This is a genomic window from Acinetobacter sp. ANC 4218, from assembly GCF_002135245.1.
Lineage (GTDB): Bacteria > Pseudomonadota > Gammaproteobacteria > Pseudomonadales > Moraxellaceae > Acinetobacter.
This window is the reverse complement of the sequence record NZ_NEGD01000003.1, coordinates 23,676-44,961: the sequence shown is the minus strand read 5'-3', so window position 1 is coordinate 44,961 and position 21,286 is coordinate 23,676. Positions and strand designations below refer to the sequence as shown.

The 21,286-nt window shown below is 40.0% G+C and carries 16 protein-coding genes and 1 pseudogene; 9 read left to right on the top strand and 8 right to left on the bottom strand.

Annotated elements, in window-relative coordinates; genetic code table 11:
• Positions 1-68: 68 nt before the first annotated feature.
• Both B9T38_RS03430 and B9T38_RS03425 read right to left on the bottom strand, forming a co-directional pair.
• A complete protein-coding gene (locus B9T38_RS03430) occupies positions 69-977 on the bottom strand; it encodes a LysO family transporter (RefSeq protein ID WP_086195464.1) in 909 nt (302 codons plus the stop codon).
• 49 nt (positions 978-1,026) lie between these two features.
• Positions 1,027-2,530, bottom strand: a pseudogene (locus tag B9T38_RS03425) (flavin-containing monooxygenase).
• A 157-nt stretch (positions 2,531-2,687) separates the two neighbouring features.
• Between B9T38_RS03425 and B9T38_RS03420 the strand changes: the two are divergent.
• The 5 genes from B9T38_RS03420 to B9T38_RS03400 all read left to right on the top strand — a co-directional run bounded on the left by B9T38_RS03420 (position 2,688) and on the right by B9T38_RS03400 (position 9,777).
• Positions 2,688-3,695 (top strand): AraC family transcriptional regulator, encoded by a 1,008-nt coding sequence (locus B9T38_RS03420; RefSeq protein WP_086195463.1) that lies wholly within the window; start codon positions 2,688-2,690, stop codon positions 3,693-3,695.
• A 96-nt stretch (positions 3,696-3,791) separates the two neighbouring features.
• Positions 3,792-4,940 (top strand): cell division protein ZapE, encoded by a 1,149-nt coding sequence (gene zapE / locus B9T38_RS03415; protein ID WP_086195462.1) that lies wholly within the window; start codon positions 3,792-3,794, stop codon positions 4,938-4,940.
• A 361-nt stretch (positions 4,941-5,301) separates the two neighbouring features.
• Positions 5,302-7,464 (top strand): malate synthase G, encoded by a 2,163-nt coding sequence (locus tag B9T38_RS03410; protein ID WP_086195461.1) that lies wholly within the window; start codon positions 5,302-5,304, stop codon positions 7,462-7,464.
• A gap of 142 nt (positions 7,465-7,606) precedes the next feature.
• A complete protein-coding gene (locus B9T38_RS03405) occupies positions 7,607-9,064 on the top strand; it encodes an aldehyde dehydrogenase family protein (RefSeq protein WP_171263162.1) in 1,458 nt (485 codons plus the stop codon).
• A 53-nt stretch (positions 9,065-9,117) separates the two neighbouring features.
• Positions 9,118-9,777 (top strand): SOS response-associated peptidase family protein, encoded by a 660-nt coding sequence (locus B9T38_RS03400; protein ID WP_086195459.1) that lies wholly within the window; start codon positions 9,118-9,120, stop codon positions 9,775-9,777.
• A gap of 10 nt (positions 9,778-9,787) precedes the next feature.
• Here the strand turns inward: B9T38_RS03400 and B9T38_RS03395 are convergent, their stop codons facing one another.
• The 3 genes from B9T38_RS03395 to B9T38_RS03385 all read right to left on the bottom strand — a co-directional run bounded on the left by B9T38_RS03395 (position 9,788) and on the right by B9T38_RS03385 (position 11,490).
• Positions 9,788-10,252, bottom strand: coding sequence for a MarR family winged helix-turn-helix transcriptional regulator (locus B9T38_RS03395; RefSeq protein ID WP_086195458.1), 465 nt, complete (start codon positions 10,250-10,252; stop codon positions 9,788-9,790).
• Positions 10,253-10,412: 160 nt separating this feature from the next.
• Positions 10,413-10,877, bottom strand: coding sequence for a MarR family winged helix-turn-helix transcriptional regulator (locus B9T38_RS03390; RefSeq protein ID WP_086195457.1), 465 nt, complete (start codon positions 10,875-10,877; stop codon positions 10,413-10,415).
• Positions 10,878-11,022: 145 nt separating this feature from the next.
• The gene (locus tag B9T38_RS03385) at positions 11,023-11,490 is read right to left on the bottom strand and encodes a MarR family winged helix-turn-helix transcriptional regulator (protein ID WP_086195456.1); all 468 of its coding nucleotides are present in this window, start codon (positions 11,488-11,490) and stop codon (positions 11,023-11,025) included.
• A gap of 892 nt (positions 11,491-12,382) precedes the next feature.
• On the opposite strand from B9T38_RS03385, the gene B9T38_RS03380 reads away from it, so the two are divergent.
• Positions 12,383-13,909, top strand: coding sequence for a TerC family protein (locus B9T38_RS03380; protein ID WP_086195455.1), 1,527 nt, complete (start codon positions 12,383-12,385; stop codon positions 13,907-13,909).
• A gap of 279 nt (positions 13,910-14,188) precedes the next feature.
• Positions 14,189-14,920, top strand: coding sequence for a hypothetical protein (locus tag B9T38_RS03375; protein ID WP_086195454.1), 732 nt, complete (start codon positions 14,189-14,191; stop codon positions 14,918-14,920).
• Positions 14,921-15,031: 111 nt separating this feature from the next.
• Here the strand turns inward: B9T38_RS03375 and thiM are convergent, their stop codons facing one another.
• The 3 genes from thiM to B9T38_RS03360 form a co-directional block, all read right to left on the bottom strand.
• On the bottom strand, positions 15,032-15,853 hold the full coding sequence (gene thiM / locus B9T38_RS03370; protein WP_086195453.1) for a hydroxyethylthiazole kinase: 822 nt from the start codon (positions 15,851-15,853) through the stop codon (positions 15,032-15,034).
• 75 nt (positions 15,854-15,928) lie between these two features.
• Entirely contained in the window at positions 15,929-17,092 is a 1,164-nt protein-coding gene (locus tag B9T38_RS03365; protein ID WP_086195452.1) for a hypothetical protein, read from the bottom strand.
• A gap of 255 nt (positions 17,093-17,347) precedes the next feature.
• Positions 17,348-17,611 carry a hypothetical protein gene (locus B9T38_RS03360; RefSeq protein ID WP_086195451.1) on the bottom strand — a complete coding sequence of 88 codons (264 nt, stop codon included), beginning with the start codon at positions 17,609-17,611 and terminating at the stop codon, positions 17,348-17,350.
• Between the two features lie 434 nt (positions 17,612-18,045).
• Here B9T38_RS03360 and pepN point away from each other — a divergent pair, with 434 nt between their 5' ends.
• Together pepN and B9T38_RS03350 are read left to right on the top strand one after the other, a co-directional pair.
• Positions 18,046-20,652 carry an aminopeptidase N gene (pepN, locus tag B9T38_RS03355; protein ID WP_086195450.1) on the top strand — a complete coding sequence of 869 codons (2,607 nt, stop codon included), beginning with the start codon at positions 18,046-18,048 and terminating at the stop codon, positions 20,650-20,652.
• 296 nt (positions 20,653-20,948) lie between these two features.
• Entirely contained in the window at positions 20,949-21,164 is a 216-nt protein-coding gene (locus B9T38_RS03350; protein ID WP_086195449.1) for a hypothetical protein, read from the top strand.
• The last annotated feature ends 122 nt before the right edge of the window (positions 21,165-21,286 follow it).

The following is a 21,286-nucleotide window of genomic DNA, read 5'->3' as shown; positions in this document are numbered from 1 at the left end:
CCCATTATTGTAAAAATGGACAAGTTCTCCTTCTGGGAGAGGAGGTAGGTGAGGGATAAATATAAAAATTAAACTGCTGCCAGCACACTCACCAATATGGGTGCTAGTATAGAAAGAATAAAGCCGCTGACCATGGCGTGTGGAATAAAATCATTGCCACAGGCCTGTTTTACCATCGGCAAAGTGACATCCATTGCTGTTGCTCCTGCTGAGGAAATTGCAGAGCGTGGATAACGCCAACCGATAATATACATAAACACAATTGCCAGAATTTCTCTAAACAAGTCATTCATCAGTGCAATACTGCCAAGATGGGCATTTTTGAGTTCTGTGACCACAATACCGGTCATGGAATAAAAGCCATAACCTTGGGACAGCATGATGAGATCTTTTAAACTGATGTCTTGAATCAGTGTAGCTGTAACGAAAGCACCCAGTAGTGAACCGACTATACAGCCCAATGGCACCAGTAAAATTTTCCAGTTCAGCCAGGATCGGTCTAAGGGTGAATAGGCAAGATCCAAGCCAATCATGAACATGAACGCCAGCAATAGGTTCCAGGTACTTATATGCAATGTGTAGCCCATGTAGGCTGTAGATTCAGAAAGTACATAACCTAATAGTAAGGCAATAAAAGCATAACTGATATTGATGAGGGATTTGCTCACAAGGCTCATAGACACTTTGCCGTGACTCGGTTGATAACCCAAAAGCCTGAATAACACATAACAGCAGAGGAATGCGCCGAGGCTGGTGAGTATGGCTAAAACAGCGGCCTGATTCAGGATTTGCCAAGGCTGAACAATCGTATGCAATGTTTGCCTAAACTCAATGGCAATAGCAATCAGCAGAATATAGGTAAAATAGGGCAGAATCTTAAAAGCAAGATGCTCAAGCCAGTGAGGTAAGCATCTTGCCAAAACAAATCCGAGCGCTAAACAAAGCAGTAACTGGAAAATCAACCAAAAGGATTGCATAAAGAATTAAGCAGCTAATAAATAACTGTTTATTATGACCATTAAATATTTAGGCTGCACGACTTCCAGCTGTTTTATTTAGCAGATGGAAGTCAGCGGGATTAAGCTTTTTTGTCTGTAGCCAGTATTTCCAGGTATAAGTAGGCCACAGGGCAAAGTTCTTGCCGCTATCTTGCTGGTACCAGCTCACACAGCCAGACTGTGCCATCCAGCCATTTTTGTACACGCTGGTTGAATCGGTCTTGTACCTGATCTTTAACTACAATGGCATGACTCTGCGTGTTTTTGACCAGTTCAATCATTTGTAGAATATAGTTCACCTGAGATTCAATCATAAAAATCACGGAGTTGTGTGCCAAAACCGTATTAGGCCCCAGCAACTGAAATAAATTGGGAAAGCCTTTGGTACACATCCCATAGAAGCTTTCTGCACCCTCCTGCCAGGCACCGCGCAAATCTTGTCCGTGTTCACCACTACATTGAAATGATTTTAGATAGATGCGTGGATCTGTAATAAAACCGGTTCCATAAATTAAGCAATCAATCTTACGTTCTTTGCCATCTTTGGTAATGATGCTGTTTTCAGTAAATTCCTGAATAGCCTCGGTCACCAGTTCAACATTGCTTCGGTTAAAAGTGGGATAGTACTTATTGGATACCAAAATACGTTTGCATCCCATGATGTAATCAGGTGTCAGTTTTTGCACCAGATTTTTATCTTTGACCTGAAACTTGATAAAAGCTTCTGTCAGTTTTTGGGTGTATTTCATCACTGCAGGTTGAACAATCGGAACCACGCGAGATTCATTGGACCAATATAAGCGTACCCGGTGCAGTTTTCTAAACCAGTCTAGTTTTTTAAATAATTTCTTTTCAACATTCCAATAGCGGCGTTCATCTCTAGGAATGACCCAAGCCGCAGTACGCTGGAACACATAGAGTTGCTTAACTTTAGCTGCAATTTCTGGAATGTATTGAATTGCACTCCCACCTGTCCCAATTGAAGCAACATTTTTGTCTGTCAAGTCATATTGGTGATCCCATTGTGAGGAATGAAAAACTTTACCCTGAAACTTTTCAATGCCCTTGATATGAGGGATATGGGGTACATGTAAAGGGCCGGATGCAAAAACCACAAATTGAGCAATTAAAGTTTGCTCATTATTGAGGATGAGTTTCCAGTCATAACTTTGTTCATTGTATTGGGCAGCCAGAACTTCACAATTAAATTGGCAATATTTTTCCAGGTTAAAGCCAGTGACTAAATCTTGTATATATTTAAAGATTTCGGGTGCTTCAGCATAGCGTTTTGACCAGTCGCTTTTGGGGGCAAAAGAAAGGGAATACATATGGGACTGGACATCGCAGGCTGCACCGGGATATTGGTTTTCGCGCCAGGTTCCCCCTACATCACTGGCTTTTTCCAGGATCACAAAATCATGCATATTGCTTTGTAGTAGACGTATAGCCATCGCCAAACCGCCAAAGCCTTCACCAATGATAGCGATTTTTGTTTGTGTTGGCATAGATTGCGGCAGTGTTTGATTGTGCATTTTTTATTGGCCTTATTGCTTCTATTATTTTTGTATCTTATAGCAAGGGTGAGATAACCGACATGATAGCCATGACAGAAAAATTGATAGTTTCGGCAATTTGCAAGCATGAAAAATTATAGTAAAAATTAAGAGGTTATTTTGATGTGATCCTGCTATGAAACGTTCCATTCTCGGCTTGATGTATTTAATTCAAGGCATGCGTAAAGCTGGGATTGCTGTTGATCCAAAACTTCAAAGTATTGGACTGCGTGCGGATGCATTGGATCCTAGCTCAATTATTCATCCAGGTCTGGAATGGGATGTGCTTAAAGTTATTGGGCAGGATGTGGCACCAGAAAAAGGTCTGTTTATTGGGCAGCATTATGCACTTGCGGGTTATGGTCCTTTACTGATGTTACTGGTTACCAGTGAAAATATCCGTACTGCTTTAGAGCAGGGGATTCGCTATCAGGCATTAACTCATTTAACAGGCGTGTTAAGTTTAAAATATAAAGCTCAAAAGGTGGCTTTGTGCTATGTACCTGAAGATTTAAACAGTGACCTCGGACTGTTGCGAGCACAATGTGAAATATCGGGAACTTATAAATTTATTCAAGATCTGTATAACATGATGGGCTTAAGTATTCCCCGAATGCAGATTGAACTGCCGTTTGTGCTGCCTGAAAATCAGCAGGATCTAGATGTCTATCAGGATTACTATGGTACTGAATTACAGTTTGCTGCTGAGTCGGCGGCATTCTGGTTTGATGATGCCGTGTTAAATGTACAAATCCCTTCAGCAGATAAAATGACCTTTAATCTTTATGAGAGCAAATGTATTGCTGAGTTGGAGCGTTTAAAGATGAATAAATCTGTACCCTCCCTGGTGCAGCGTGTGCAAGATTATCTGGAGCTGCAAGCAGGTGTAATGCCTAGCATGGCAGAGACGGCACAAGCGCTGCAAATTCCAGAACGTACGTTGCGGCATCAACTGCAACAGTTACAAAGCAGTTATAAACAGATACGTGAACAATTGATTAAAGACAAGGCATTAAGATTGATGGAATATAAAGAATATTCCATTGAAATGATTGCAGAATTGCTGGGTTATTCAGAGCCTGCAGCTTTCAATCATGCCTTTAAACGCTGGTTTGGACAAAGTCCACGCCAGTACTTTAAGTAGTTTTGTAAATAGCCTAAGTATATTAATGCCAAAGTGTTATATATTTCACCTCAACCTTCGCTATACTTTCAATAGCCTAAAATAGTATTCAATCCTATGTCAGATTTAAATTCTAAGCACAGTACAGCCTTTATTCCCTTATCACCTGCGGAGCGCTATGCACAGGCCATCGCGTCTGGTCAGTTCATGCCGGATGAGGCACAGGCGCAAGCTGTACATGAGTTGGATCGCGTTTGGCAAGAGTTGATTCAGCGTTTCAAAGCTTCAAAAAAAGCGTTTCGCCGTTTTCGTCGTCAAACCTCACCACGAGGTGTATATATGTGGGGTGGTGTGGGGCGAGGTAAAACCTGGTTAATGGACCAGTTTTTTGAGTCGATTCCGTTTCGCCGTAAAACGCGCATGCATTTTCATCATTTCATGCAACATGTACATCGTGAGCTGAATAAATTATCAGGGCAGCGAAATCCGTTGGATCAGGTTGCAGACCAGATTTACCAGCAGGCAGTGGTCATCTGTTTTGATGAATTTTTTGTTTCCAATGTCACAGATGCCATGATTCTGAGCGAGTTATTCCAGAAACTCTTTACCCGTGGCATTACCTTGGTGGCGACTTCAAATATTGCACCTGATGGTTTATATAAAAATGGAATCCATCGTGACCGTTTTATACCTACCATTGAAATGGTGAAAAAACATTGTGTAGTTCTCAATGTGGATGCCGGCGTGGATTATCGTTTACGTGTGCTGAAACAGGCACAACTGTTTAAACATCCATTAACACATGAGCATAAACTCTGGATTGCGCAGCGCTTTACTGCTTTAACTCAGACTCAAACTCAATCCCAAGAACCGATTATCATCAATAACCGTATTGTTGAAACCATTGGTCATACTGAAGATGTGTTGTGGTGTGAATATTCAGAGCTGTGTTTAAAACCGCGCAGTCCGGCTGACTTTATTGAAATCGCCAATATCTACAATACTGTACTGGTCAGTAATGTGCCGCATTTGACCGATTATCTATCGGAAGGTACACGCCGTTTTATCTATCTGGTCGATGAGTTTTACGATCGTGGGGTCAAACTATTGCTGACTTCGGAAGACAGTATTATTGACATTTATCAAGGCGAAAAACTGGCTTTTGAAATTGAACGCACACGTTCACGTTTACTGGAAATGCAGTCTGACGATTATCTGAACTCTGAACATAGACAAATACAGGGGTCGGCCTCAGAAGCCAGCTAAAGATCAAGCGCCTAAACAGGCGCTTTTTTTTACATAAATTGTTTGAGTGTTTTATCGACATTTTGTTCTATTCGTGGCTTAATCTTTGCTCGACAGTGATAGAAATAGCGTTTTTGGTTGGTTTTAAAACAAAATTCTGCACTTAAGTCTAATTTCGACATTTTAAAAACTTTATAGACTATAAAAAGGTATTCAGGCAGATAATAATGTTGCATTTGTGATCTTTATTTTATTGAGTGATGTGTACATTCATTTATTAAGAAATGATCATTATTTAGGAATGTGATAATACTATTCAGCTAGGTATAAATCGGTATACTAGAATCTCTTGTTATAAAAAGTAGCAATATCAGGAAAGACAATGACTGCACGTATTCAAAAAGGCAAGTTAGCGATTGCTAAAGAACTTTACGATTTCATCGAAAATGAAGCATTACCAGGTTCTGGTTTGGACAGTGAAACATACTGGAAAAACTTTGAACAAGTCGTTGTCGATCTTAGTCCAAAGAACAAAGCACTATTGGCTAAGCGTGATGACCTTCAAGCTAAAATTGATGAATGGCACCGCAACAACAAATTTGAACTCGAAGCTTACAAAGCTTTCCTTACTGAAATTGGCTACTTATTACCAGAAGTAGAAGATTTCCAAATCAGCACAGAAAATGTAGATGAAGAAATCGCATTATTGGCTGGTGCGCAATTGGTAGTACCTGTGCGTAATGCACGTTACTGCTTGAATGCGGCAAACGCACGTTGGGGTTCTCTATACGATGCGCTTTACGGTTTTGACGTGATCTCTGAAGAAGATGGCGCGGAAAAAGGTAAGGGCTATAACCCGGTTCGTGGCGCAAAAGTTATCGAATTTGCTAAAAACTTCTTAAACGAAACCTTCCCTCTGGTAAATGGTTCGCACGCAGATGCAACCAAATATGCGGTTGAAGGCAAAAAAATAGTTGTGACGCTAAAAGATGGTTCAACAACGACTTTAGCAAAAGAAGCTCAGTTTGTAGGTTTTAATGGTGATGAAGCTGCACCAACTGAAATCGTACTTCTAAACAATGGCTTACACGTTATTGTTGAAATTGATGCAACCAGCCCGATTGGTCAAACTGACGCTGCTGGCGTAAAAGATCTGGTACTGGAAGCTGCTGTAACCACCATTCAAGACTTGGAAGACTCTATTGCAGCTGTAGATGCTGAAGAGAAAGTTGAAGGCTACCGTAACTGGTTGGGCTTGATGCGCGGTACACTTTCTGAATCAATAGAGAAAAACGGTAAAACCGTGACTCGTACATTGAACCAGGACCGTACTCATAAAAACCTGATTGGTGGTGAAACGACGCTTCATGGCCGTTCATTGATGTTGCTTCGTAACGTGGGTCACTTGATGACAAACCCTGCGATCTTGGTAGATGGTCAAGAAATCTACGAAGGTATCATGGATGCGTTAATCACGCCGTTATTGACTTTTGCTGACATTAAAGGCGAAAACACGATCAAGAACTCGCGTAAAGGTTCTATGTATATCGTGAAGCCAAAAATGCATGGTCCAGAAGAAGTTGCATTTGCAGTTGAGTTATTTGAACGTGCTGAACAGGCACTTGGTTTACCTGCGAAAACTTTAAAAATCGGCATCATGGATGAAGAACGTCGTACATCTGTGAACCTGAAAAACTCTATCGCTCAGGCCAAAGACCGTACCATCTTCATTAACACCGGTTTCATGGACCGTACAGGCGATGAAATCCATACGTTTATGGAAGCAGGTCCATTTGTTCGTAAAGGTGAAGTGAAGTCACAAATCTGGTTCCCGGCTTATGAAAACCGTAACGTGATGATCGGTCTTCAAGCAGGTTTACGTGGTAAGGCACAAATCGGTAAAGGTATGTGGCCAAAACCAGATATGCTTGCAGACATGTACAAAACCAAGATTGAGCATCCAGAAGCTGGCGCAAGCTGTGCATGGGTTCCGTCTCCATCTGGCGCTGTGATTCACGCGATCCATTACCATCAATGCAACGTGTCTGAGCGTCAAAAAGAATTGTTGAATACTCAGCCGTTATCATTAGATGACTTGTTAACGCCTCCTTTAGCAACCGATACCAACTGGACTGCTGAAGAGAAAACTAAAGAGCTTGAAAATAACCTTCAAGGTATCTTGGGTTATGTAGTTCGTTGGGTTGATCTGGGTGTAGGTTGTTCTAAAGTGCCAGACATCAACGATGTTGGCTTGATGGAAGACCGTGCAACCTTACGTATTTCTTCTCAACACGTTGCAAACTGGTTGCGTCACGGTATTGTAACCAAAGAGCAAGTGGAAGAAGTATTCAAGCGTATGGCGAAAATTGTGGACGAGCAAAACGCAAATGATCCAGCTTATACACCAATGGCACCAGGTTTTGATGGCTGTGCTTACAAAGCTGCATATGACTTAGTCTTTAAAGGTGCTGAACAACCTTCTGGTTATACTGAACCGCTACTTCATGCATACCGTTTGAAATTAAAAGGTTACACAGGTGATTAATCCTGCGTAATCAAGCTACAATATAAAAAAGCCTCTTCGGAGGCTTTTTTATTGTCTAAAAGTAACAAAAATCCTTTTATTCTGGCACTTTAATACAATAGGTTTTACATTAATCTTCAAAGCAAAATAACTAAAGGATTTGATGATGCAAGCTTATCAATTTAATGATGAACAATTTATAGCAGGACATTGGCTAAAAGGAACGTCAACCCATACGCTTAATAATCTCAATCCTTATACTCAAGAACTTATTTTAAAATTGAAGGCTGCCAGCCTTGTCGATGTGGATAGTGCTTATTCGGCTGCAGAGCGTAGTTTTGCTACCTGGTCGCAAATGCTTCCATCCGAGCGTAAAAGCATTATCCTCCGAGTTTTGGATGTGGTCAAAAATAGACGCGAAGAAATCATTGACTGGCTCATTCAGGAGTCTGGTAGCACACGTTTTAAAGCCAATATTGAAGTAGATGCTGTATTGGGTATTATCAATGAGGCCATCACATTTCCTGAAAGAATGGAAATCCAGAAATTGCAATCTATAGACCCTACTCGCAAAAGCCATGTTGTACGAAAAGCGCTCGGCGTGATTGCAGTAATTAGTCCTTGGAACTTTCCATTTCATCTCAGTATGCGTTCTGTAGTCACAGCCCTGGCGATTGGAAATTGTGTGGTGTTAAAGCCTGCAAGTGATACACCTATTACAGGAGGAATGCTACTTGCTAAAATTTTTGAAGAAGTGGGTCTCCCTGAGGGGGTATTCAGTGTGGTTGCAGGTTTAGGTGGTGAAATAGGGGATTATTTTGTTGAGCACGATACGCCTAAAATGATTTCATTTACTGGTTCTACCTCGGTAGGTAAGCGCGCTGGTGAATTGGCTATGGCTTCGAATAAGATCAAACGGCTTGCCTTGGAGTTAGGCGGTAATGCGCCTTTAGTGGTGCTGGATGATGCTGATCTGGATCTGGCAGTGGAACTCGCTGTGGTGGGACGTTTTTTGCATCAGGGACAAATTTGCATGAGTACCAATCGGGTGATTGTCGATGCTAAAGTTTATGATACTTTTGTTGAAAAACTGGTCATTCGCACTAAAAACATTGTCTACGGTGACCCTGAGCAAGAGGATACTCTCATTGGCCCGATTATTAATGGGGCACAAGTTGAAAAAATAAAACACATTATTGCTCAGGCACTGCAAGAGGGGACTAAGCTTATTGTGAGAGGCGATATTCAAGATAATGTGGTGCCACCGCATATTTTTATTGATGTCAATCCTGAATCCAGTTTAGCTAAAGAAGAAAGTTTTGGGCCAGTCTTACCAATCATTAAGGCTCAAGATGAAGCCGATGCTTTACGTTTGGCCAATGACACAGCCTATGGACTATCCAGTGCAGTATGTACCACCGATCTCGAGCGCGGAACTCGTTTTGCAATGCAGATTGATGCAGGTATGACACATATCAATTCCATAACCGTGGCAGATCAGCCGAATGCACCCTTTGGTGGAGAGCGAAATTCAGGCTTGGGGCGCTTTAATGGACAGTGGATATTGGATGAGTTCAGCCGTACACATTGGTTAACGCTTCCGAATAGTCATGTGAAGTAGAAATGATGTGATTAAAGTTATAATGGAATAAGTTTTAATTTAAATCTTATTGTATGTGCGCTAATTTTAAACCGCTTACTTTAAAGCAGCTTCGTGAGTTGAATCTTCCGGATATTCCTTTTGAATATCCGGATGAGGTCTATCCAAATTATGAGTTGCCCTTGCTGTTCAAATCAGCGCAAGGTTTGGAGTGGCGTAAGGTTGGTTTTGGGATGGTACCTAAATGGGCTGAAGATAAAACTATTGCCTTAAAAACCTATAATGCTCGAAATGAAACTTTGCTACAAAAACCGACATTTATAAATGCTGCTTCAAAATGCAAATTTGGCGTGATGCCGGTGAGTGAGTTTTATGAGTCAAAATATATTGAGAATAAGCCTCAACGTTGGGGGGTACGCCGAAAGGACGGCCATGCTTTTTATATTGCAGCGCTCTATGAAATTTGCCGAATTAGAGATGAAATTATTCGTTCAGCAACCATGCTTACGATGGATGCCATAAATCACCCTATGATGAAAGATTTTCATGAACCCGGAAATGTAAAACGCTCAGTGATTATTATTCCTCACGAGCGTTTAGAGGAATGGCTAAGTTTGAACTCACCAGATATTCGTTCTTTCGTAGAAGGGTTTCCGGAAGTAGATTTTGAATGTTCACATGTTCCAAAGGCAAAAATCGAAAAAATTAGTCCCCAACTTAATTTTTTCGATTAAGCTTAGATGATTACGATAAATTTTTAAAAATATGTTGCAGGCTTTCCATCATTTTTTCAATTTGTAATGGAGTTAGGCCCTGGTAAGATTGTTTGAGAACTATATTGCTCAGATCTTTAATCTTCAGGGTCATTCGTTGTCCTTTCTCGGTTAAGACAACTCGGGTAATACGGGCATCATCTTCACAGGAATAGGTTTCAACCAGTCCTTCATCTTTTAAACGATAGACGATTTTTGTGGTGGTCGACATTTTGGAAATGACCATTTCGGATAGATCTGACACGCTGGCATGAGGTTTGGATTTTAAAGCGAGTAAAATACGGCGACGTGAATTGTCCAGACCATATTTTTTCAAAGCGTGATCTAGTTTTTTTACACTTTGTGCATGAACCTGAGTAATCCAGTAGTAGGGGAAATCTCCTAAATCAAAATTTTCACCAGATAGAAGTAAAAATCTACTATATTTCTTGGGCATTGTTTATTTTCTCCCCATTAATTTTTTATTTATAATTTATTACTTCAACATTTTTTAGAAAATGTAAAAAATGCATGAATTGTATATTATCTGTAAAGTCCAAAAGAAAAAATTCAGTATTAAACTGAAATTTTAAATTTACAGCTCTATTACTATTACATTATCGTGATAAATTTTTAAAAATATGTTGCAGGCTTTCCATCATTTTTTCAATTTGTAAAGGGGTTAAACCATCGAATGATTGTTCCAAAACCACATTGGTCAGGTCATTAATTTTCTGAGCCATTTGTTGTCCTTTCTCGGTTAAGACAACTCGGGTAATCCGGGCATCATCTTCACAGGAATAGGTTTCAACCAGTCCTTCATCTTTTAAACGATAGACGATTTTGGTGGTGGTCGACATTTTAGAAATGACCATTTCAGATAGATCTGACACGCTGGCACGAGGTTTGGATTTTAAAGCGAGCAAGATACGGCGACGTGAATTGTCCAGACCATATTTTTTCAGTGCATGATCAACATTTTGTACGTATTGAGCATGTACTTGACTTACCCAGTAATATGGAAAATTTTCCAGCTCAAAATTGTCTGTAGATGGTAAAAACTTACTGTATTTTTTTGTCATCTATACTCTTCCCAATAATAATTGTTGTAATTGTATTTTATTATTGTAACTTATTTTTAATAAATTTAAAGTGAAAACGATATCTTTTAAAATATTGTAAAGTAAAACTTAAAAATCATTTGTTTACTTTCGAATTTAACCCGACTTAATGGGCTAAATTTTTAAAAATATATTTTAAACTTTCCATCATTTTTTCAATTTGTAGGGGAGTCAGACCTTCAAAAGATTGTTCCAAAACCACATTTGTCAGGTCATTAATCTTATGTGCCATTTGTTGTCCTTTCTCGGTTAAGACAACTCGGGTAATCCGGGCATCATCTTCACAGGAATAGGTTTCAACCAGTCCTTCATCTTTTAGGCGATAGACGATTTTGGTGGTGGTCGACATTTTGGAAATGACCATTTCAGAGAGGTCTGATACGCTGGCATGAGGTTTGGATTTTAGTGACAGTAAAATACGGCGACGTGAATTGTCCAGTCCGTATTTTTTCAAAGCGTGATCTACATTTTGTATATATTGGGCATGCACTTGAGTGACCCAATAATAAGGAAAATTTTCCAGAGAGAAATCTTCTGCAATAGAAGGTAAAAATTTACTGTACTTTTTAGTCATGGAGAAAAGCCTCCCTAAGATTGTTGTATTTAATTTGTTGAAAAGCGTCTTATTTAAATCCAATTTTGCCTAACAACGCACATTATTTTTATTGTTATTAATATATCTCAAGTTTTTTATATTGCAATAAGGAAACTTATATTTATAAATTTCCTTACAAAAGAATTAAAATTTGAGCATAAGGATTAGAAAAGACAGGGTATAGCTGTCTTGGTCTTGATGAAATCCGACAATATTTTGAACGAAATTCAATACGTGTACTTAGATTTCAGGATTTTGATAAGTTCTGAAGATAACGTTGTTCTGGGGATGTTGTATTGTAAAGTGGCAGGCTTAAGCATTTCAAACTTTTGGGCAGTATGCCTGAACATGATCTTATTTATGAGGTATTGCACATCATCCTGTAAATTTTAATAATAGAATTAGAAGCTTGCCTATCTTAAGTTTAGCTATCATTTATTCAATTCAATAATCTTGATCATCCTTGATTCGAATGAAAAAGGCTGGGGAACGGGTCTTGTTAATAAAATATTTTCGACATTGGGATTGTACATACAATAAGTCAATCCTATGTATGCAAGTAAATCCTCTAAATAAGTCTTTAAATAAATAATTGTTTAATAATATTTTTTGAATAATTTATTCATTGAAGGATCAATCTTAATTTTCTTAATCTAAAAATCGGATGAGGTCGAAATAAAAGCGTCAAAAGTAAGCTAAATTGTATGGCAGGCTAAGATGAAACTGCTCAAAATACAAAAATTTGATTACAAATTTAATAGATTGTGCATAATAAATTTATCTATTGTTGAAAAGGTCACTTATATGGATCCGTCGCCGTGCCGGTTTAAATTTTTTTTAACCAAATTCTTGAAAACGGAGATATAAACTAATGGAGTTTTTATTAGATCCGGGAATTTGGGTTGGTTTGCTTACCCTTATTGTTTTAGAAATTGTTTTAGGTATTGATAACCTAGTATTTATTGCCATTTTGGCCGAAAAACTTCCTCCAGAACAACGTGATAAAGCACGTGTAGTAGGTCTTTCCCTCGCTTTATTCATGCGCTTGGGGTTATTGTTTGCTATCTCTTGGTTAGTCACTTTGACCAAACCGCTTATTACCGTCTTTGATTGGACATTCTCAGGGCGAGATCTTATTCTTTTATTCGGTGGTTTATTCCTGGTCTATAAAGCTGTGACTGAACTGCATGAAAAAATTGAGGGCAAGCCTGAAGTTAAAGTTACCACCAATATTGTTTATGCAAGTTTTACCGCAGTTGTTGCACAAATTGTAGTGCTAGACGCGGTATTCTCTCTAGATTCGGTGATTACCGCAATCGGCATGGTCGACAACATCTATGTAATGATGGTGGCCATGATTGTTGCCATGGCTGTGATGTTGCTGGCTTCTAAATCGTTAACTGCTTTTGTAAACAGACATCCGACTGTCGTGATTCTGTGCTTAAGTTTCTTGTTGCTGATTGGTATTAGCCTGATTGCAGAAGGTTTTGGTTTCCATATTCCGAAAGGCTATATCTATTCAGGTATTGGTGTTGCCATTGCAATTGAAGCATTTAACCAGTTTGGTCAACGTAATGTAGCCAAACATGAATCTAAAATTCCATTACGTCACCGTACTGCAGATTCCATCTTGAAAATGATGGGCGGCAAAATGGAAACGGTCACTAACAGTGCTCAGCACTTTGAAGCGCAAGAAGCATTTGCTGATGAAGAGCGTTATATGATTGGTGGGGTATTAACCCTGGCAGAAAGGTCAGTTGCTTCGATCATGACTCCGCGCAGCCAGATTTCTTGGGTGAATCTGGATGACACTGCTGAACAGATTCGTGAACAGGTACTCGCTGTACCGCATAGCTTGTTTCCAGTTTGTCGTGGCAGTCTGGATAAGGTTTTAAGCGTGGTTCGTGCCAAAGAACTCCTTGATGTCATTGAAGAGCCAGAACAGCTCAAGGCTTTAATCAAACGCCATCGTCCGATTTATATTTTTGAAAAAATGAAAGTGATTGATGCCATTAATACTTTGCGTAGCTCGAAAGGTTCATTGGTATTGGTGAGTGACGAGTTTGGAAATGTGCAAGGTTTGATTTCTCCTCTGGATGTATTTGAGGCGATTGCAGGTGAGTTTCCGGATGCTGATGAGCAGCTCGATCTGGTAAAAATTGATGATCATACCTGGAAAGCCTCTGGTATGCTTGATGTGTATCAGCTTGAACTGGAGCTGGGCATGCTGGATTTAGTTGAAGAAGAGGCGGGTTATATCAGTCTTGCGGGGCTGATTTTAGAGAAAACTCATGGCAAAGTCAGTCTTGGGGCGCAACTGGAATATCACGGTATTCACTTTGAAGTGACTGAACTGGAAGATAACCGGATTAAGTCTGTACTCATTACCTATCCTTAGAGAGTGTGATCGAGTAGAGTTGAGTAAAGAAGGTGATTCAGGATTTAAACTCGAGATTTATATCTTTTAATCACTCTTTTTCCCTATCGAAAAAGCCTAATAGACTCGATCTGTTGGGCTTTTTTATTGTGCTTTGCCGTATTTTTATACAAAAAATTTTCCTGAAATACTGCAACAAGATAAAAAATGGATGAATTGAGTTTAAATCCCTATTTCTAGTGATATTTAAGTAGATTGGAATCAGGAATAATTAATATATCAAAAAATTGGATCAATTTGATGCGTATTACAGAAACGATTTTCGATTTTGCAAAACTTGCATCTGAAGAAAAGCATCGTTTTTTTAAACTGGTCTGTGAGTTTGATCAGCACATTTTTCCGGATTCTTGCGAAGAAGAAATTTATAATTTTGTCTATGATCAGGATGCTGTTTCAGTTCTGGTCGTTCATTATTACCATAAGGACACACTGGTCGGACAAAATATTATTCCTGTGCTTAAGCTTTCTCTAGAGGGACAGCCTATCTTTGTGGTGAGTTACCGGGCGAGTATTTTACCCGCTTATCGTAAAGGTAACAGAACACTTAAAACCGCAATCCGAGTGGCAATCAATCAGCGAATTCGACATCCCTCCATTCCATTATGGTTTGTACCGACCATCATACAGCCTAAAATTTATACTTATTTTGCGTCTCGCTCACAGAATTTCTTTCCACGTAGATGCAAAGAAATTCCCCAACAATATTTAAAAGTTCTACAGATGATTCAGCAGCGTAAATCTGAAGTGCATAAACGTCGCGAAGATATTTTTGTCTATCCCTATGTGATGCCTCGCACTACACCTGAGCACATTCAACGTCTTAGAAATAAGGCAACACCGCATAGCAATTTTTTTATGCAGCATGTGCCGGACTATTTTGATGGCATGGGCTTGCTCTGTATCTGCAAATTGGATTTGCCAACGATTTTGGAAACGGTATTTAATTTATTTACAGGTCGAAAAATCTATTAAATTTCCGTCGTCATTCACTTTTTTATACCGATACTGGCATGAATATAAGCCCAGACCCGGTCATTACAATCTGAACCAGGTCAACCTTAGTAACCGGAATGTAGACTAAACTTAAAGGCTAAGAATTTTAAGATCCGCATATTGCTGGATTAAATCCGGATTTAAACTTTGAATTTGATCCATAAAGGCCACATTAAAACGTCCGACCGTTTGAGCTTGATCGAAGGCCAGTTTTCCTGCAATGGCAAAATGGGTATGGGCTGCAATCGTCGCAATAGTTGGTGATGTAACAGCGCAATAAGCTGCGATTAATGCACCCAGTGCACAACCTGTCGCAGTGACTTTGGGCTGTAAATAAGAACCGCCATTGACCTGAATTACGACATCTAGCTCTTTAGTCAAAATAAAATCGGATTCACCAGAAATGGCAATACAGTCAGCATGGGCTAACAGTACTTTAGCCTGATGATAGACATCGGCACTATCCAAAGTGCTATCCACGCCTTTGGATTCTACCTGGTTGCCTGCAAGCGTACTGATTTCTGAAGCATTACCTCGAATGACCGTGGGATGATATTGCAGTAATTTATCTACCATATCCGAACGCCATTTTAGAATAGGTCCATAACCTACTGGGTCGAGCACCCATGGGGTATGGGTATGCTGTGCTGTTTGTGCAGAAATTTGCATGGCCTGCATCTGTTCATGGGTGGGTGTACCCAGATTAATACTGAGTGCAGCGGCAATCGTAGTAAAACTTTCCGCTTCAAATGGATTGTCAATCATAGCCGGAGAGGCACCTGCTGCCAGCAATACATTGGCTGCATAATTTGCTGCAACACTGTTAGTAATACATTGCACCAAAGGCTGCCGGCTTTGCAGTTGTGTCCATGCTTCAACAATCTGCTCGACCAATGTTGACGTTTGATTCATGGGATTATTCCTTGAATTGTACAGGGTAGAGTCGGAGAAACTGGACATATCAATCACCATCTAGTGGGTGAAATTCTATTGGGTAAAATAGTGGTCTTGATGCTTACAGGTTCGACAGCAGAGTGTCACATAATTTTCAGCATCATAATCGACAGTAAGTTCATTAGAACCACAATACATACAGCGTTTTTGTGAATAAAAACTTAATCGCGGTTCAATTTTTTTCCATAACTTCCAGATGGGCTGGAAAAAAATACTTTCATCATAGCCCAGAAAGCGGAACAACAGGATTTCGCTCATCTTGCTAAAAGGAATGTTGTGTGGACGAGGCAGGGTGGAGGTTTCCCATTTTTCAGTTACGGAACGTTCACGATATTGTTGTAAGGTTTTCTTTAACAAATTGGTGTTAATGAAGTTTTCATTGCGTGCTTGTAGTACTTTTTGCTGATGCAAATATTCTAAAGCAGTTTGTACTAAATAGTAGATTTGACCTACTGCCAGAGAATCCATCAGGCGATAGCAGAAGGTCTGAAAGCTGTTGTTCCCTGCAATTTGAATGCCCCAAGTCCGACAATAAAACTGGGCGAACTGAATAATTTCCTGATACAGCACCAGATAAAGCGTATTTTTGACTTCATCGGCATTTTTAAAAGGCACACCCAAGGTTAAATTTTCATAGAACCAGTTTCTCAGTTGCTGGGTAATACTGAACAGACTCGGTTCCGAATAACCGTCCAAACGGACATTGACGTAATAATGATGGGCTTCGGATGCAAAATCCTTGGCAATCAGGATCTGTTCTTTTACCAGTTGCTTGATCAAATAATTCTGGAACAGATAATTTGGTGTAAGGGAATGATATTTAATGTTTTCCCAGTCTATATATTCATGATGCGTAGTATGTTCCTGAACCTGATTATCCAGAATACTGAGTAAAAACAATTTATTTAAAAAACTGATTTGATCCAGCCGGTATTCAACAGCATCTTTGTCTTTGGACTTCAGCTTACGCTGTTCTTGCAGCCGTGTTTCAGCCAGCATTTTTTTACGCTTGGACAGACATGTTTCACAGTGGCAGTTGCCACGTCCATCTTGAAACAGGCGATGATGACAGTGGCTGCATTCATGAAAATTCATTGCTTGATCGTACTGTTCAGCCTCTATCCAGAACATGGATGCCTGACATAAAGGACATGATGTACTTTCATCGAGCTGTTTTTGCAGAATTTGAAGAAGCATGGAATGGGTCGATCACAAGTCGGGTTAATCATTGCAGAGATTATACACCTGTCTTTTGCCAGGACGTGATGGAATAGTACTGAATGGAAAATAATTCGCTAAGCACAAGCTGGCCAGAAAGTAGGATACTGAAAAAATAGCCTAAGTTTTACAATACATTGAAATATGTGGAGGTGAAGACCTGATCTTTCATCTCCACAATAAAGGATAGAGGGCATCAGAAGGATGGGATTGAATCAGAAGGTAAGTTTTCGGTTAATAAGAGGCAGGACAAGGCAGAGACTCATCCTCCTCGCCTAGCTGCTTTGCATTAATCAAGGCCTGAACTTTTTTAGATGGAACTTTTCTGCTTCCTAGAGCATCGTAGTTGTTTAAAATTGCGTAAATATCCGCCGATTGCATCGGAATACCTTCACAGCTCAAAAACATGGCAATCACTTTGTGATCAATTCCGGCAGCATCAAGTGTTTGCATGGTTTTGATATTTTCAACGCGAACAATATGGTCTTTTAAATACATAATACACCTCTTCTCGTTTTGTTTTAATTTTATAGTGCGCTTTACACAGATGAATACAAGCAAAAATCGTGCTCAAAATGTAGTCATCTTGAAAATTAGTGTCAATTTGGGTTAAGTCTTTTTATTTAATCTGAAAAAAATAAATTTATACAAACATATATGAAAAAGGCGCTATCCGAGCCGCAGGAGTATAGGGTGGAAAGTGAAGACATATTCTCGGCATGATGTGTAGCATGTGCTTCTTTTATGCACCTTAAGTCATCAATAGGGACATTAATTGTACCAATGTGCATAACTTGAATTGAAAACTGACAGCAATATGCCCATATATGACTTAAATCAATGGCACAGACAGATTGCGAAAGTTGTCGTATGATCGAAGCGTTTCACAACAACAAAGTCTTGGCTTAAGAACGACAGGATTAGGACATTATATGAATATCGCGGCAAACCCGGTGGTTGAAGCAGACCAAACAGTTTATTTAAAAGACTATCAAAAACCTTCTTTTTTGGTGGATTCAATCAACTTAGATATTCGAGTCTATACAGATCATACCCAGGTCAATGCAAACCTGGTAATGAAGCGTCAGACTGCCGGGGATTTGGTGCTGCTGGGCCGTGATCTGGAATTAAAATCCATTACCTTAAATGGTAAACTTCTGACAGCTGCAGATTACACCCTCGATTCTGAACAATTGGTAATTGCCAATGCACCAGATCAGGTCATTCTGGAAACAGAAGTGATCATTCATCCGGAAAGCAATACCCAGCTTGAAGGTTTGTATCAGGCCAGTGGTGATTTATTCGTAACGCAAAACGAGCCTGAAGGTTTCCGTAAAATTACCTTCTATCCAGACCGTCCGGATGTACTGTCTGTATTTACTACCCGTGTCGAAGCCGATAAAAAATTTCCGGTACTGTTAGCCAATGGTAACCTGATGGAAGCTGGTGAGGCTGGTGAAGGTCGTCACTATACCATCTGGCAAGATCCGACCAAAAAACCAAGCTATCTGTTTGCCTGCGTGATTGGTGATTTGGCGGTACTAAAAGATTCTTATGTGACCTCTGAAGGCCGTAATGTATCGCTGGAAATTTATGCCGAAGAAAAAGACATTCCAAAATGCCACATTGCCATGGAAGCCCTAAAACATTCGATGCAATGGGATGAAGAGCATTATGGTCGTCCCTATGACCTGGACAACTATATGATTGTGGCAACCAGTGCATTTAATATGGGTGCCATGGAAAATAAGGGCCTGAATATCTTCAACACTTCATGCGTGCTTGCCGATGAAGAATATACCACCGATGCTGCCATCATGCGGGTACAGTCGGTCATTGCCCATGAATACTTCCATAATTGGACCGGGAACCGGATTACCTGCCGTGACTGGTTCCAGTTGTGCCTGAAAGAAGGCTTGACGGTATTCCGTGATCAGTCTTTCTCGGAAGATTTACAGTCAGCAGCAGTACAACGTATTGATGATGTAGCTGTACTTAAAGCCCACCAGTTCCCTGAAGATTCTGGTCCATTATCGCATCCGCCACGTCCAGATCATTTTGTCGAAATTAACAACTTCTATACGGCAACGGTGTACGAAAAAGGTGCGGAAATTAACCGTATGATGTCGACCTTACTTGGCAAGGAAAAATTCCGCCAAGGGACTGACGAATACTTCCGCCGTCATGACGGTCAGGCGGTAACCGTTGAGGACTGGGTGGCTGCGCTCACTGCTGGTTCAGGCGTGGATTTATCGGCATTCCTGATCTGGTATAACCAGCCGGGTACGCCAAAATTGCAAGCCACAGGCGAGTATGATGCTGCAACTCAAACCTATCGCTTAAGCTTTAAACAAAGTTTAAAAACGAATGCAAAATATCCTAACCTCAAAGCGGTTCCGATTCCTGTGGCTTTGGCATTGTTCAATGCCGAAACAGGTGAGCAATATACCTTGCAATCTGAAGCACTGTTTGAAAATGGCGTAAAAGATAGCGTGTATTTATTTGATCAAAATGAGGCAAGCATTGAATTTAGCGGCGTAATGGCAAAACCTGTGGTGTCATTGCTGCGTAATTTCTCTGCACCAGTCAATCTTGAATTCAACTATTCAGATGAAGAACTGGCCTTCTTGATGCAATATGAAACCAACGGTTTTAACCAGTGGCAGGCCACTCAAACCCTGCTGGAACGTATTTTGCTGGAAGGGCATGATGCTGATATTTATATTCAAGCCATGAAAAATACCTTGCCTGAAGTCATTAAAAAAGATCCGCTCTTGGCTTCACGTCTGTTTGATGTACCGACCGAAGGCTATTTGGGTAGCCGTATTGATACCGATTATCAACCTGCTAAAATTCAGGAACAGCGTAATGTTTTACTGGACACGTTAGCACGTGAATTGGGCGCATTCTGTAAACAGACTTATCTGGACTTAGATCCGGATAATCAGAGCGAATTCTCTCAGGCGATGGGTGTACGTGCCCTCAGAAACATCATGCTTGCTATGATTGCACGTCAGGGTGATGCCTCTGCCTTTGATTTAGCGTATGAACAGTATCATACAGGCAATATGTCTGAACGTTTGGGTGCACTTAAAGTCTTGGTTTGGAATGATGCGCCACAAGCCAAAGAAGCTTTAGCAGACTTCTATAGCCGCTTTGAAGATGAAGCCTTGTCGTTAGATCAATGGTTTATGGTTCAGGCTGCGCATCCAAAAGCAAATGCAGAAACCATCAAATACTTAACTTCACATCCTGACTATGATTTGGGGAACCCCAACCGTATTCGTTCGGTAAGTGGCGGTTTAAATGCAAATCCAGTCAATACCTGGAGTTTCGGTGTGCAACACTTTATTGATCTGGCTAAATACCTGGATGAGAAAAACCCGATTGTCGGTTCACGCTTATTACAAGTGCTTTCTCGCTGGTACACCTTGGCAGAGCCACAACGTACAGAAGTGAAAAATGCACTGGAAGCCTTAAAGCCACAAGTGAAATCTAAAAACGTATCGGAAACTTTGAATAGTATGTTGAGTATCTAACTGAGCATCCATTAATCATGAAAAGCCTTTTCTTGGTGCAAACTGAGAAAAGGTTTTTTTGTTGATATTTCAAGTCTTGTACGGGCTGAAAATGCTGCTTATGTTTAGATTGACTTAGTTGAATACTGGAATAGTAAGACATAATTCATATTGCATAATTACTTTAAAAGCGTCGAATAAATCACTGTTATGGCTTAAAATAGCCATGTCAAAGCTCATCTTAAGGTGAGCTTTTATCATTTACAGACTGTGATTGCATTAGCCTGTCATTTTACTAAATAGACTGGAGATTGGTTTTGTTAGTTAAAATTGAAGATGGTTTCTACCTAAATTCTCAGCATATTATTGCAATTCGGGTTTCAAAAAATGCGACTGACGGCAATTTTGCTGTGCTGATTGAATATACACCGAATAATATTCAGGCGACGGGAAGCTATCAAAAAAACTTTGCCAGCAAACTTGAAGCAGAAATTTACCTGCAAAATTTACATCAGCATATTTCCAAAACATAAACGGTGTTGAGGTTACTTCAATGCTGATTAAAAACAGTTTCTTTGGCAAATATGCCCCATTCAGTTCATCAGCTTGAGATCAAGTGCATGGCTGGCGGCAGAAGCAAATGATAGACATACTT

Coding starts and splice junctions, on each gene's coding strand:
- B9T38_RS03375 (WP_086195454.1), top strand. CDS start 14,189: ATGCGTATTACAGAAACGATTTTCGATTTTGCAAAACTTGCATCTGAA.
- B9T38_RS03395 (WP_086195458.1), bottom strand. CDS start 10,252: ATGCCCAAGAAATATAGTAGATTTTTACTTCTATCTGGTGAAAATTTT.
- B9T38_RS03385 (WP_086195456.1), bottom strand. CDS start 11,490: ATGACTAAAAAGTACAGTAAATTTTTACCTTCTATTGCAGAAGATTTC.
- B9T38_RS03420 (WP_086195463.1), top strand. CDS start 2,688: ATGAAACGTTCCATTCTCGGCTTGATGTATTTAATTCAAGGCATGCGT.
- B9T38_RS03430 (WP_086195464.1), bottom strand. CDS start 977: ATGCAATCCTTTTGGTTGATTTTCCAGTTACTGCTTTGTTTAGCGCTC.
- B9T38_RS03390 (WP_086195457.1), bottom strand. CDS start 10,877: ATGACAAAAAAATACAGTAAGTTTTTACCATCTACAGACAATTTTGAG.
- B9T38_RS03400 (WP_086195459.1), top strand. CDS start 9,118: ATGTGCGCTAATTTTAAACCGCTTACTTTAAAGCAGCTTCGTGAGTTG.
- thiM (WP_086195453.1), bottom strand. CDS start 15,853: ATGAATCAAACGTCAACATTGGTCGAGCAGATTGTTGAAGCATGGACA.
- zapE (WP_086195462.1), top strand. CDS start 3,792: ATGTCAGATTTAAATTCTAAGCACAGTACAGCCTTTATTCCCTTATCA.
- B9T38_RS03380 (WP_086195455.1), top strand. CDS start 12,383: ATGGAGTTTTTATTAGATCCGGGAATTTGGGTTGGTTTGCTTACCCTT.
- B9T38_RS03365 (WP_086195452.1), bottom strand. CDS start 17,092: ATGCTTCTTCAAATTCTGCAAAAACAGCTCGATGAAAGTACATCATGT.
- B9T38_RS03405 (WP_171263162.1), top strand. CDS start 7,607: ATGATGCAAGCTTATCAATTTAATGATGAACAATTTATAGCAGGACAT.
- B9T38_RS03360 (WP_086195451.1), bottom strand. CDS start 17,611: ATGTATTTAAAAGACCATATTGTTCGCGTTGAAAATATCAAAACCATG.
- pepN (WP_086195450.1), top strand. CDS start 18,046: ATGAATATCGCGGCAAACCCGGTGGTTGAAGCAGACCAAACAGTTTAT.
- B9T38_RS03410 (WP_086195461.1), top strand. CDS start 5,302: ATGACTGCACGTATTCAAAAAGGCAAGTTAGCGATTGCTAAAGAACTT.